Here is a 14,009-nt window from a genome sequence, read left to right on the forward strand (position 1 = left end):
GCCAGCGAAAAGACGGCTGCGTTGAAAGACGATCTGGGGGCGCTCGTCGAGCTGCGTGAGCGGCCTCGGCGGGTCGTGTCGCTGGTGCCCTCGCTGACCGAGGTGCTGGCCGCGGACACCCGTGACGCGCTCGTCGGCGTCACGGACTACTGCACGCATCCCGCTGACCTGGACCTGCCCAGGATCGGCGGCTCGAAGTACCCGAAGGTCAGCGAGGTCCTGGCGGTGAGCCCGGATCTCGTGGTGGCGAACTCCGAGGAGAACCGTCCCGAAGAGGTCGCGGCGCTGCGCGAGGCCGGAGTGCCGGTGTGGGTGACTGAGGCCCCCGCGACCGTGCCCGCGGCGCTCGCCTCGATCCGCAGGTTGCTGGGGGAGGCGTTCGACCTCGCCGAGCCGGAGTGGCTGCGCGAGGCGGAGCGCCTGTGGAACCGCGAGCTGCCGCCCGTCACCGCGACCGCGGTCGTGCCGGTGTGGCGCAAGCCGTGGATCGTGGTCGGCCGGGACACGTTCGCGGGCGATGTGCTCCGCAGGCTCGGCGTCGCCAACGCCTACGCCGAGCACGAGGAGCGCTATCCGCGCCCCAAGCTCGACGAGCTCCAAGCGGTGGACGCGGATCTGGTCGTGCTGCCCGACGAGCCGTACGAGTTCACCGCCGACGATGGCCCGGAAGCCTTTCCCGGAACCAGATCCGTGCTGGTCAACGGCAGGTTCCTGACCTGGTACGGCCCGTCGTTGGTGGCCGCGCACGCCGAACTCGCCGCCGCACTGAGTCCGCGTCCCACCGATCAAGCCTGAACCGACCTATCGTCGAATTCATGGCGACAGCGCAGTTCGGTTCTGAGACCCAACGCGGTGAGTGGGTTCGCCAGGCGAACCGCTTCACCGACCGCATCGGCTCCCCGGAGTGGCCCACGGAAGCGGGTCGCTACCGGCTGGTGGTCTCGCTGGCCTGTCCGTGGGCGCACCGCGCGGTGATCGTCCGCCGGTTGCTCGGTCTTGAAGACGCCCTCTCCCTCGGCGTCGTCGATCCGATCCGCGACGAGAAGGGCTGGCGGTTCACCCTCGACGAGAACGACCGCGATCCCGTGCTGGGCATAGGTTTCCTGTCCGAGGCGTACCTGGCGACCGATCCCGGGTTCGCGGGTCGCTTCACCGTGCCGAGCATCGTCGACGTGCCGAGCGGCACGGTCGTGACCAACGACTACCCGCAGATCACCATCGACTTTTCCTTGCAGTGGAGGGCTTTTCACCGCGACGGCGCACCGAACCTGTACCCGGAGACGCTGCGCGAGGAGATCGACGCGATCAACGCGGAGGTCTACCGCGACGTGAACAACGGCGTGTACCGCTGCGGGTTCGCGACCTCGCAGCAGGCGTACGACCTGGCCTACACCGCGTTGTTCGCGCGGCTGGACGCGCTCAGCGCCCGCCTGTCCGACCAGCGCTACCTCGTCGGCGACACGATCACCGAGGCCGACATCCGGCTGTTCACCACGCTCGTCCGCTTCGACGCGGTCTACCACGGGCACTTCAAGACCAATCGGCACAAGCTCACCGAGATGCCGGTGCTGTGGGCCTACGCGCGGGACCTGTTCACCACGCCCGGGTTCGGCGAGACGGTCGACTTCGACCACATCAAGCGGCACTACTACGCCACCCACCACCAGCTGAACCCGAGCCTCATCGTGCCCAAGGGCCCGGACCGCGGAGCCTGGTACGAGCCGCACGGCAGGGAAGCCCTCGGCGGCAGCCCCTTCGGAGCGGGGACGCCGCCGAGGTAGTGCCTCGCGTCAGTGATGAAGGGTGTCAGTGGAAGGCGTGCTCCGGGCCGGGGAACTCGCCGCCGCGCACCTCGGCCGCGAACTGGCCCGCCGCCTGGGACAGCGCCCCGGCGAGGTCGGCGTAGCGCTTGACGAAGCGCGGTGCCTTGCCCTGGTTCATCCCGGCCATGTCCTGCCACACCAGCACCTGCGCGTCGCAGTCCGATCCGGCGCCGATGCCCACGGTCGGGATGGCGAGCTCGGCGGTGATCCGCTTGGCGACCTCCGCGGGCACCATCTCCAGCACCACCGCGAAGGCCCCGGCCTCCTGCAGCGCGAGCGCGTCGGCGACGAGGTCGTCACCGGCGTCGCCCCGGCCCTGCACCCGGTAGCCGCCGAGGTTGTGCTCGCTCTGCGGGGTGAAACCGATGTGGCCCATGACCGGGACGCCGGCGGCGGTGATCGCTTCGACGTGCGGGGCGAACCGCCTGCCGCCCTCCAGTTTCACCGCGTGCGCCTGGCCGTCCTTCATGAACCGCACGGCCGTGGTGAGCGCCTGTTCCGGCGAGATCTGGTACGAGCCGAACGGCAGGTCGGCGACCACGAGCGCCTTGCGCACCGACCGGGTCACCGCCCGCACGAGCGGCATCAGCTCCTCGACGCTGACCGGCAGCGAACTGGAGTAGCCGAACACCGTGTTCGCCGCGGAGTCCCCGACGAGCAGCACCGGAATCCCGGCGTCGTCGAAGATCTTGGCGCTGAACATGTCGTAGGCGGTGAGCATCGGCCACGGCTCACCGCGCTGCTTGAGTTCACGAAGGTGGTGGACACGAACCCGTCGCGCGGGCTTCGCGGTACTTCCGGCGCCGTACGGGGCGCTTTCCTCAACCGGGCTGGTCATCGTTGACCGTCCTCCCTCAAGGCCGCCGGAAAGGCTGGTCCCTGGGTGTGCGGATGATGTCCGAATCAGGGTGACACGCGCCGTGCGCTCCCGCGAACCTCTGCGACGGGCTTCACATGCCGAGGACGTAGGTCTTGTCGCCGCCCCAGCTGGTCTTGAAGTTCCACACGCCCAGTCGCACGGCGAGCTTGCGGTTGGCCAGCAGCTTGCCGGTCACGTCGACGTCCAGGACGTCCTTGCCCGCCGCACAGCTCACCTCGGCGGTGTGCGCGAACGGTGAACCGTGCTCGAACCGGGCGGTGGCCTTGGTGTCGCCGGTCTCGCACACCAGCTTGAGCTTGCCGGTCACCCGGTACTTCAGCTCCGAGCCCTCGGAGAACGCGACGGCGCTGCCGGAGAAATGGGCGGTGGCGGTCGAGACCTTGTGCTGGGTCTCGACCGCGGTCGGGCCACCCGCGAGGGAGGCAAGCGCGAACGAAGCGGCGGTGGCAAGAACAGAAAACGACATAGCGGCAAATGTAGTGAATCGTCACCAAAGCGCCAGTTCGCTTCGGATAGGCCCAAAGAATCAGACGCGGTGCTCGCGCCAAGCGTTCGTAATGGGCAGACGCCGATCGCGGCCGAAAGCCTTGAAGGTGATTTTCGTGCCCGGTGGGTACTGCCGCCGCTTGTACTCGGCGCGGTCCACCATCTGCAGGACCCGCTCGATCAGCTCCGGCGCGAATCCGGCCGCGACCAGATCACCGAAGCCGCTGTCGCCCTCGATGTAGTCGTCGAGCACAGCGTCCAGCAGCGCGTAGTCCGGCAGGCTGTCGCTGTCCTGCTGACCGGGGCGCAGCTCGGCCGACGGCGGCTTGGTGATCGAGTTCTCCGGGATCGGCGGCACCTCGCCGTTGCGCTCCGCCTCGGCGTTGCGCCACTTCGCCAGCCGCCACACCAGGGTCTTCGGCACGTCCTTGATCGGCGCGAACCCGCCGACCGCGTCGCCGTAGATGGTGGAGTAGCCGACCGCCAGCTCGGTCTTGTTGCCCGTGGCCAGCACCAGGTGCCCGTACTGGTTGGACAGCCCCATCAGCGCCATGCCGCGGCATCGGGCCTGGATGTTCTCCTCGGCGAGCCCGGTGAGGCCCAGCTGCGAGACGAACACCCCCACCTGCTTGCCGATCGGCACCTCCTGGAAGTGCGCGCCGATCCGTCTCGCCAGCTCGGCGGCGTCGGTGCGGGAGTGCTCGGAGGAGTAGTCGGACGGCATGCCGACGCCGTGCACCGCGTCGCCGCCGAGCGCGTCCGCGGCCAGCGCGGCCACCACGGCGGAGTCGATGCCGCCGGAGAAACCGAACACCACCGACCGGAAGTTGTTCTTGCGCACGTAGTCGCGCAGGCCCACGACCAGCGCGTTCCACACCTCGGCCAGTTCGCTGAGCGGTACGGCGACCGTGCCCGGCACCGCCTCGTAGGGCACGACCGGGGCCGAGCTGACCACCGTCCGGCTGACCTCGAAACCGCCGACCGAGCCCGTCCGATCGTGACCGCCCGGCGTCAGGTCGAAGTCGTGCACGAGCAGGTGCTCCACGAACTGCGGCGCCCGCGCCAGGATCTCCCCGTTCGGCGCCGCGACGAGCGAGTCGCCGTCGAAGACCAGCTCGTCCTGCCCGCCGACCAGGTTCACGTAGGCCATCGGCGCACCGGCCTCCGCGGCACGGCGACCGACGAGCGGACCGCGCGAGTCGTCCTTGTTGCGCTCATAAGGCGAGCCGTTGATGCACACCACCAGGTCGACCCCGGCCTCGGCGAGCGCGGCGACCGGGCCACCGTCCTGCCAGATGTCCTCGCAGATCACCACGCCCACGTCGAGGCCGTGCAGCCGCACGATGGGCAGCGTCGTCCCGGGCACGAAGTACCGCGCCTCGTCGAAGACGCCGTAGTTGGGCAGGTGGTGCTTGGCGAGCCTGCCGATCACCGCGCCGTTGTGGATGAACGCCGCGGCGTTGCGCGGCCCCTTCTCGTCGTGGTCCAGGTAACCGACCACGACGAGCGCGTCCCCGCAGCCCGCCGCGGCGAGCTGTCCGGCGACCTCGTCGAGCGCGGCCCGGGACGCGGCCGCGAAGGACTTCCGCAGCGCGAGGTCCTCCACGGGGTAACCGGTGAGCGCCATCTCCGGGAACGCAACCAGCGCCGCGCCCTCGTCAACGGCCTTGCGAGTCCATTCCACGATCAGTTTGGAATTGCCGACGAGATCGCCGACACATGCGTTGACCTGGGCGAGTGCGAGGCGGAGCTGTGCCATAGCGGGTATTTTCGCGCACTTTGAGACCCCCTGGGTAACTTCGCCGCATCTGGCACAACACAGCTCCTGGCAGGATCACGGCATGTCCGTTGTGGAACGACGCTGGACCGCCCTGCTGGCGCTGTCCGCCGTGCTGCTCGCCGGCTGCACCGCGACCCCGGCGCCGCAGCCCCAGCAACCCCGCGTGGAGCAGCGCGGCCCGGCCGGGCCGGTGCCCGCGGGGCTGGAGCGCTACTACGCGCAGAAGCTCACGTGGGAGTCCTGCGACGGCTACGCGACCAGTTCCGAGCAGCGCGAGGCGTTCCAGCGCCGCACCGTCGAGTGCGCCCGGTTGACCGTGCCGCTGGACTACGCCAAGCCCGGCTCCCGCGACATCACCCTCGGCCTGCTCCGCCGTCCGGCCAGCGAGCAGGGCCGACGCCTCGGCTCCATGATCATCAACCCCGGCGGGCCCGGGGCCTCCGGCATGGCCGCGGCGGCCGGGATGGTCGGCCAGGTCCGGGACAACGAGCTGGGCAAGCGCTTCGACCTGGTCGGCTTCGACCCGCGCGGGATCGGGGCCAGCCAGCCGGAGGTGCGCTGCCTCACCGACGCCGAGCGCGACGAGCTGCGCCTGGACACCGACCTGGACTACTCGCCGGAAGGCGTCGCCAAGTCCGAGGCTGAGGAGAAGGACTACGCCACCAAGTGCGCGGAGCGGACCGGCGCCGACGTCCTCGCCAACATCGGCAGCCGCGAGGTCGCCAAGGACCTCGACGTCATGCGCTCAGCCCTCGGCGACGAGAAGCTGACCTACGTCGGGTACTCCTACGGCACGCGCCTCGGCACGGTCTACGCGGAGGCGTATCCGGGCAACGTGCGCGCCATGGTGCTCGACGGCGCCGTGGACCCCGACCAGAACCCGAACGACGAGCTCATCGCACAGGGCGCCGGGTTCCAGAAGGCGTTCGACGCGTTCAGCCGCTGGTGCGCACAGCGTTCCGACTGCGCGCTCGGCACGGACGCGACGCAGACCGCGAAGGTCTTCCAACGCCTCGTCCGTCCACTGGCGGAGAACCCGATCGCCTTGAAGGACGGCCGCAAGCTCTCCTACGGCGACTCGGTCACCGCGGTCATCCAGACCCTCTACGCCGAGACCCTGTGGGAGAGCCTGAACAGCGGGCTCAACCAGCTCAGCAAGGGCGCGGGGGAGGTGCTGATGTCGTTGGCGGACAACTACAACGGCCGCGGGGGCGACGGGCGCTACTCCAACATCAACGACGCGTTCGCGGCGGTGCGCTGTGTGGACGACAACAGGACGAACGACCGCGCCGTCCGCGCAGATGTCGAACGGCGCTACCGCCAGGCCGCGCCGTTCCTGGACGACGGATCTCCCGTGGTCGGCTATCTCGACGCGTGCGCCTTCTGGCCCGCGCCGGTCTCCGCGCAGCCGCTCCGCGCGGACCTGCCCGGTCTGCCGCAGCTGCTCGTCGTGTCCACCACCGGTGACCCGGCGACCCCGCACGAGGCGGGCATCAAGCTCGCCAGGGTGCTCCGCGCGCGCCTGCTCACCCAGGACGCCACGCGGCACACCGGCTTCCTGTCCGGCAACCCGTGCGTGGACAGCTCCGGCGTCGCCTACCTGGTGGATCTGAAGGTGCCCGCGGAGGGTGCGCGCTGCGCGGGTTGATCGCGCGCGGCCCCGGACATCTAGGGTGACCACATGGATCGCCAGCAGGAGTTCGTGCTCCGCACCCTGGAAGAGCGCGACATCCGGTTCGTCCGGCTGTGGTTCACCGACGTCCTCGGGTTCCTGAAGTCGGTCGCCGTCGCGCCCGCCGAGCTCGAAGGGGCCTTCGCCGAGGGCATCGGCTTCGACGGCTCCGCGATCGAGGGCTTCGCCCGGGTCTACGAGTCCGACATGGTCGCCAAGCCCGACCCGGCCACCTTCCAGGTGCTGCCGTGGGAGACCGGGGACGGCAGCCACTACTCGGCGCGGATGTTCTGCGACATCTCCATGCCGGACGGCTCCCCGTGCTGGTCGGACCCGCGGCACGTGCTGCGGCGCACCCTGGCCAGGGCCAGCGAGGCGGGCTTCACCTGCTACGTGCACCCGGAGATCGAGTTCTACCTGCTCCGCGACCTGCCCGGCGACGGCACCTCGCCCGAGCCCGCCGACCGCGGCGGCTACTTCGACCAGGCCAGCCACAACGCCGCGCCGCACTTCCGCCGCCACGCGATCGAGACGCTGGAGGCGATGGGCATCTCGGTGGAGTTCAGCCACCACGAGGCCTCGCCCGGCCAGCAGGAGATCGACCTGCGCTACGCCGACGCGCTCACCATGGCCGACAACGTGATGACCTTCCGCTACGTGGTCAAGGAGGTCGCGATCACCCAGGGCGTGCGCGCGTCCTTCATGCCGAAGCCGTTCTCGCAGCACGCGGGCTCCGGCATGCACACCCACTTCAGCCTCTTCGAGGGCGACCGCAACGCCTTCTACGACAGCGAGGACCCCTACGAGCTGTCGCAGACCGGCAAGGCGTTCGTGGCGGGCCTTCTCAAGCACGCCCGTGAGATCAGCGCGGTCACCAACCAGTGGGTCAACTCCTATAAGCGCCTCATCGTCGGCGGTGAAGCTCCTACGACGGTGTGCTGGGGCCACGCGAACCGATCCGCGCTCGTGCGCGTGCCGATGTACTCGCCCGGCAAGGCGTCCTCGCGTCGCGTCGAGATCCGTAGCCCTGACTCCTCGTGCAACCCGTACCTCGCCTACGCGGTGATCCTCGCCGCGGGGCTCAAGGGCGTGCAGGAGGGCTACGAGCTCCCGCCACCCACCGAGGACAACGTGTGGTCGCTGACCGAGGCCGAGCGCCGTGCAGCGGGCTACGACGCGCTGCCGTACAACCTCGCCGAAGCGCTGGCGGTCATGGAGAGCTCGGAGCTGGTCGCGGAGACCCTCGGCGAGGCGGTCTTCGACTACTTCCTCCGCAACAAGCGCTCCGAATGGGACGACTACCGCCGCCAGGTGACGCCGTACGAACTGGGCACGTACCTCCCGATGCTCTGAAGCCCGAAAGGCTGTGACCCCGAAGCTCTGAACGGGGGGTTGACCCGGACCCGGATCGCCGCTGGGGTGGGGGCCATGCGCCGCCGCCTCAGCACGGTCTTGCTCGCAGCAGTCACCATCGCCGCGTTCACCCCGGCCGCCAACGCCAGCGAGAACCTGGACAGCGCGACGATCCCCGCGCTGCAACAACGGATGGCGGCAGGCCAGCTCAACGCCGTGCGCCTCACCAACGCTTATCTGCACCGCATTCGCACTGTCGACCACAAGGTGCGCGCGGTCCTCCGCGTCGAGCCGGACGCGCTCGCGCAGGCCGCGGCCAGTGACGCGCGCAGAAAGGCCAACGCGCTGCGCGGCCCACTCGACGGCATTCCCGTCCTCTTAAAGGACAACATCGACGCGGGAGTCACCACTGTCGGCTCGCGTGCCCTGTTGAGCAGCCGCCCCGCAAAGGACGCCGAGCTCGTTCGGAAGCTCAGGGCCGCGGGCGCGGTGATCCTGGGGAAGACGAATCTTTCCGAGTGGGCCAACTTCCGCTCTACAAACGCCACATCCGGTTGGTCCGGGGTAGGTGGCCAAACGGCGAACCCGCATGTGCTCGACCGCAATCCATGCGGTTCTTCTTCTGGATCAGGGGCCGCCGTCGCCGCATCATTGGCCCAGGTCGCGATCGGCACGGAAACCAACGGCTCCATCGTCTGCCCGGCTGGCGCGAACGGCATTGTCGGCCTCAAGCCCACCCTTGGCACTGTCAGCGGTGAAGGCGTCGCCCCGATTTCCCACGAGCAGGACACCGCAGGACCGATGGCGCGCCACGTCGTCGATGCGGCGCTCACGCTGAATGCGTTGCGCATCAAGCCCGCCGCAGCGGAGAAGGCGACTCTTAAAGGCGCCCGAATCGGCGTGTGGCGCAAAGCAGGTCTGGACAAGGACACCGACCGCGTGGTCAACGCCACCGTGGACCGCTTGCGCGCCAACGGAGTCACGGTCGTCGACGTCGAACTGCCGTACCTGGACCAGACGGGGAAGCACTCACTCGACGTGCTGCTCAGCGAGTTCAAGCACGATCTCCCCGCATACCTCGCGACGCGCGTCGGTGGCCCGAAGACGCTTGAAGAACTCATTCGCTTCAACACGAAGGACCCCGTCGAACTGTCGAAGTTCGGTCAGGAGCTGTTCACCCAGACCCTTGCCGCTCCGCCGACAACGGACCCCGAATACCGGCGCAAGCGCGCGCTCGTGACGGATCTCTCCCGGCGCTCGATCGACGAGACCGTGGCGAAGCACCGGCTGGACGCGATCCTCGCGCCCACCAACAGCCCGGCCTGGAAGACGGAGTACGGCCAGGGCGACGCGTTCGTCCTGGGCTCGGGCGGCCCGGCGGCGATGGCCGGCTATCCCAACATCACCGTTCCCGCAGGTGCGGCGGGGCCGTTGCCCATCGGCGTGTCGCTGTTCGCCGGACGCGACACCGACGCGCGCCTGCTCGCTTACGCCGCTGACCTCGACAAGCTCCAACCAGCGCGGCTGACCCCGCGCTACCTGCCGACGCTGCCGCGTTGACCCAGCTCGAACCGATCTTGGAGGCGCTTGTGCTCCGGTTGACCGACCCCGAACACCGTCCGTGCGGGATAGGTTCTGCGTCGTGACCGAGGCACCAGCGATGTCCGAGCAGACGACCGAACCGCAGCCGCAGCCGAAGGCCGTGCTCAACGCGTGCACAGTGGCCACGAGAGCGGATCTGCCCGCCGTCCGGCTGCTCAGCGGCGCCTTCCTGGCCAAGCACCCCGGCGGCCGCTTCCTGGCGCTGCTGGTGGACGCCGAGCCGGAGGCGGTCGGGCCGGGGCTGCTCACCCCCGCCGACATCGGCGTCGACGCGGCCGAGCTGTCCTGGCTGGCCACGGCGTGCACGCCCGAGGAGCTGCGCGCGGTCCTGCAACCGCGCCTGATGATGCGGCTGCTCGCCGAGGTCGGTCCGGTGCTCTACCTCGACTCGAACGTCCTGGTGCTGGACTCGGTCGTCGACGAGGTGCTCAAGGCGATCTCGCGCAGCCCCGTGGTGCTGCTGCCACGCGTGCTGGAGCCGCTGCCGCGCGACGGCATGCGCCCCGCACCGGAGGAGCTGCTGACCGCGGGCATGTTCGACCCAGGCTTCATCGCGGTGGCGCCCGGCTCCGCACCGTTCCTCAACATGTGGGCCGAGCAGGTCCGCCAGGCCCCCGACGCCGCGGGCGCGTTCCTGGACGGCGCTCCCGCGCTCGTCGAGCACGAGGTGCTGCGCGACCCGGGCATCGGCGTCTCGATCTGGAACATCGACCAGCGTCCTCCGTGGCGCGACGCCAAGGGCCGTTTGTTGGTCGGCGACAAGCCGCTGCGCACCGTGCACCTGTCGGGCTTCGACCCGCAGCGCCCGTGGCTGCTGTCCGCCAACATCGCTGACCGGCCACGCGTCCTGCTCTCCGAGCACCCGCCGATGGCACAGCTGTGCGCGATCTACCGCAACGAGCTTGTAAGGGTCGGACACAACCGGGAGCGCGAGCCCTACGCCTTCGCGGCGTTGCCGGACGGCACCCCGATCCCTGACGCGCTGCGTCGCGAGTACCGGCGCGTCACCGAGCAGCGCAATGGCGTCCCGCCCGCCAAGCCCGCGGTCGGCCCGGCCTCCGATGTCGCGGACTTCCTCCGGTGGGCCTGCGAGCCCGCTGACGAGAACCAGCACGCGTCCGGTGGTTCCCGCTGGGGCTCGGCGCTCTGGCAGGACGACCCCGAGCTGCGCAGGCAGTACCCCGACCCGTTCGGCGCGCAGGCCAAGGAGTTCCGCACCTGGTGCGCGACGACCGGAGTGGCCACCGGCCGCGTTCACCCGGACGCCGTCCCGCGTCTCGACCCGAGCGCGAGCCTCGCCCTCGTCGACCAACTCGGCGTGAGCGTCGTCGGCACCGGCGCCGAAGCCGACCTGCTGCGCGCGACCGTGCGCGCGTCCGGCCTGCCCACCGCCGACGAGCCCGTCTACCCGGTGGTGCTGCGCTGCGCCGGTGCGCACCCGGTCCCCGGCGACCGCTACGTGATCTCGGTCAGCCCCGATGGCGTCCTCACCGCCGCACCGTCCGAAGTGGACGAAGTGTGGGTGCTCTCCGACGCGACCAGGCAGGCGATGCAGAACACCGCCGTGCCGGTCCGCGTGCTCGCCCTGCCCGTGCCCGATCGCGGCGAGGTGGACCGCCCGGCGCGCAAGGCCGCCCGCGCGCGCTTCGGCCTCGACGACGGCATCGTGTTCGTCTCCGCCGTCGACCACACCGTGGAGCGCAGGGGCAACGCGCTCGGCCTGGTGTCGGCGTTCCTCAGCGCCTTCCCCGACCGCCAGGACGCCCGCTTGGTCCTCGCGGTCAGCGGCGCGGCGCGCAACCCCGAAGCCGCGGAGCGCCTGCGCCTCGCCACTGCCTCCGACCACCGCATCCTGCTCGTCGAGCGCAGCTCCGATGGCCGGGTCACCGACATCGAGCTGACCGACGACCTCCTCGCGATGGCCGACTGCGTGGTGTCACTCCACCGCGCGGAAGGCAACGGCGCGGACCGCACGTCGCTGTTGCTGGCCCGCGCGGCGAGCATGTCCCTCCCGATCCTCGCCTCGCACCACGGCGCCGTCGCGGAGATGTTCACGCCCGAGGTCGCGATGCTGGTGCCGTGCCACGGTGTCGGCACCGAGCCGGACGTCCAGGCAGCCGTCGAGCTGATGCGCTCCGTCGCCGAGGACCCCGAAGCGACGATCCGCCTCGGCCAGGCCGCCCGCGAGCACCTGACCCACGCGCGCACGCTCGACGGGACCGCGAAACAGCTCCGCGATCGCGTCGAACACGCCTATCGAGGCTGGCGCGCGCAACACGCCGCCCCGCCGCCCGGCCCGGCCGAGGACCCGCTTCGCCCGCTCCTCGTCGCCAGGCACGCGCTGCTGCGCAAGCCGAACGTGGAGACCGAGAGCCGCACCCCGGGCGCTCCGGCGCTGCGCAAGGCGGTCCTCCGCGTGCTCAGCCACTACGACAACCACCTCCGCGAAGTCCTCACCGCGGTGGTGGACGGTGTCGAGCGCACCGCGGGCGAACTGGCCCGCAGGCAGAACGAAGACACCGGAGCCTCCGGCGGCCGCGTCGACGCCGACCTCCGCGCGGACGTGATCCAGCTCGCCGAACGGCAGACCCAACTCGACGACCAGCTCATCGGGGTCGACGACGGCGTTGTCCGCGCCCGAGCCGACATGGCGAGCCAGGGGCGCCGTCTCCAGGCCATCGAGGACTCGCTCGCCGAGCGCGACGCCGCGCGGGACAAGCAGATCGACACGCTCGCCGAGCGCATCGACAAGCTGACCTCCGCGCTCAACCGCACGCTCGACCGCATCGACTCGCTGGAGTCGAGCGTGGTCGCCACGCTGCGCGACCGCGACGCTCGCCTGGAGACCGGGGTCCGCGCTGCCAACGACGCGCTGCGCACCGCCGACTCGCTCCGCCGGATCGTCGTCCGCGAGCACGACCGCGCGGGTGATTCCGACCCCTCCTTAGAGGGCACGGCGACCTCAGTGGTCCTGACTGACGCGGGTCTCCTGCGACTGCCCTCAGAAGACTCGCTGATGCTGCCCGTGCTCTCCACCAACGGTGTGTGGGAGCCCGAGCTGTCCGCGCTCATCGATTCCCTCGTTGAGCCAGACGGGGTCTTCGTCGACATCGGAGCCCACGTCGGCTACCACTCGATCCGGGTACTCAACATGCTCGGAACGAGCGGGGCAGTGGTGGCGGTCGAGCCCGACGCGCAGGCGAGCGCGCTACTGCGGCACAACGTTGGAGTGAACGTCGCACCCGCCGTGGCCGAGCGACTGTCCGTTGTGGACGCTGCGGCCTGGGACTCGTCGACGGAGCTCGCGATGCGGCCCGCACTCACTGGCGGCGTCTCGGTTCACCCCGCCGGGGAACCTGCGGAAGGGGAGCAGCCGGCACCGACCGTGCGCGCTGTCCGCCTGGAGGCCGAACTCGACGCGTTGCCCGCCGCGAACGGAATGCGCCTGTCCGTGGTGAAGGTCGACGCACCGGGTGGAAGTCACCGTGCGCTCGGTGGTCTCGTCCGGTTGCTGCGCCGGGACCGTCCGCACGTGGTGTGCTCGCTGTCACTACGGCAGACCGTGGCGCTGGGCGACGACCCGGCCGCGGTGCTGCGCGAGTTCGGAACGTGGGGCTACGACCTGGTGCCGATCGGCGCCACCGATCCGAAGGACCCCGCCGACCTGCTCGTGCCTGACCCGGAGACGGGGCGCACGCCGGACACGCTGAGCCTCTGGCTCCGCCCGCGCGGTCGCTGAACGCGATCACCCAAGATCGGCCTCCAAGCCTCTGACCAGCCGATTTGACTTCCCGTGCGGCGCTGCGTAACTTTCTCTCCGCCGCACAGGAAGCCGAACGGGCCGGGATCGCGAGAACCCGGGCAGGACGGCTGGACACTCCGGGTCGAGCGGGTTGACACCGCGATACGAACCGGGTAAGTTACTGCGGTGCTTCTGATTCGCAGCTGACAGGCTGGCCCTCTGTTGAGGGGGTCACTTCAAGACGGCTCCGTTGATCAGATAGCGTACGACCCTCGGGAACAACACACTCCTGACTAAACCCGCTTCAACGCGGTGCGTCGCTGGCGTGTGCTCCCAACCTGTACTGAAGTGAATATGTTCCGATGTGGGTCTGCCATGTCCGGAATTGTCTTTTCTGTGGAAAAGCGAGGCTGAGGCCCCGATTTGACACCGGGAAAGCGACCCGGATAAGGTTCCACCAGCTAAAACCGAATCGGAACCGGCCAGATCCCCGGAAATTGGCGGATTTGACACCGGAAACACGGTTCGGATAAGCTTCGAACAGAACAAAATGAAAAAGCCCCGGACGGGGAGCTCGAGAAACCGGGTTTCTGCGGATGGTGTGCGTGTGTTCTTTGAGAACTCAACAGTGTGCCGATGTAAGCCAGTGAGCTTATATAGATTGAACCCCT

At 69.7% G+C, this 14,009-nt stretch carries 9 protein-coding genes; 6 read left to right on the plus strand and 3 right to left on the minus strand.

The genetic code is table 11. The annotated features are described in order from the left end of the window. The first annotated feature begins 21 nt into the window (after window positions 1-21). Together NLX83_RS18085 and NLX83_RS18090 are read left to right on the plus strand one after the other, a co-directional pair. Window positions 22-795 carry a helical backbone metal receptor gene (locus NLX83_RS18085; protein WP_254236013.1) on the plus strand — a complete coding sequence of 258 codons (774 nt, stop codon included), beginning with the start codon at window positions 22-24 and terminating at the stop codon, window positions 793-795. 20 nt (window positions 796-815) lie between these two features. Further along, the gene (locus NLX83_RS18090) at window positions 816-1,781 is read left to right on the plus strand and encodes a glutathione S-transferase family protein (protein WP_254236014.1); all 966 of its coding nucleotides are present in this window, start codon (window positions 816-818) and stop codon (window positions 1,779-1,781) included. 25 nt (window positions 1,782-1,806) lie between these two features. Here NLX83_RS18090 and panB read toward each other — a convergent pair whose 3' ends face one another. From panB to NLX83_RS18105, 3 genes are all read right to left on the minus strand, one after another. Beyond that, window positions 1,807-2,661, minus strand: a complete 855-nt coding sequence (gene panB, locus NLX83_RS18095; protein WP_254236015.1) for a 3-methyl-2-oxobutanoate hydroxymethyltransferase — start codon at window positions 2,659-2,661, stop codon at window positions 1,807-1,809. A gap of 112 nt (window positions 2,662-2,773) precedes the next feature. Then, a complete protein-coding gene (locus tag NLX83_RS18100; protein WP_254236016.1) occupies window positions 2,774-3,169 on the minus strand; it encodes a hypothetical protein in 396 nt (131 codons plus the stop codon). 60 nt (window positions 3,170-3,229) lie between these two features. Then, window positions 3,230-4,948, minus strand: a complete 1,719-nt coding sequence (locus tag NLX83_RS18105; RefSeq protein ID WP_254236017.1) for an NAD+ synthase — start codon at window positions 4,946-4,948, stop codon at window positions 3,230-3,232. An 82-nt stretch (window positions 4,949-5,030) separates the two neighbouring features. On the opposite strand from NLX83_RS18105, the gene NLX83_RS18110 reads away from it, so the two are divergent. From NLX83_RS18110 to NLX83_RS41890, 4 genes are all read left to right on the plus strand, one after another. Beyond that, window positions 5,031-6,617 (plus strand): alpha/beta hydrolase, encoded by a 1,587-nt coding sequence (locus tag NLX83_RS18110; protein ID WP_254236018.1) that lies wholly within the window; start codon window positions 5,031-5,033, stop codon window positions 6,615-6,617. 33 nt (window positions 6,618-6,650) lie between these two features. Then, complete coding sequence (glnA, locus tag NLX83_RS18115; protein WP_254236019.1) at window positions 6,651-7,994, plus strand: type I glutamate--ammonia ligase; 1,344 nt, start codon at window positions 6,651-6,653, stop codon at window positions 7,992-7,994. A gap of 75 nt (window positions 7,995-8,069) precedes the next feature. Continuing rightward, window positions 8,070-9,554 (plus strand): amidase family protein, encoded by a 1,485-nt coding sequence (locus NLX83_RS18120; protein WP_254236020.1) that lies wholly within the window; start codon window positions 8,070-8,072, stop codon window positions 9,552-9,554. Between the two features lie 82 nt (window positions 9,555-9,636). Further along, window positions 9,637-13,335, plus strand: coding sequence for an FkbM family methyltransferase (locus NLX83_RS41890; RefSeq protein ID WP_254236021.1), 3,699 nt, complete (start codon window positions 9,637-9,639; stop codon window positions 13,333-13,335). Window positions 13,336-14,009 lie beyond the last annotated feature (674 nt).

This window comes from Allokutzneria sp. A3M-2-11 16 (assembly GCF_024213555.1).
GTDB lineage: Bacteria > Actinomycetota > Actinomycetes > Mycobacteriales > Pseudonocardiaceae > Allokutzneria.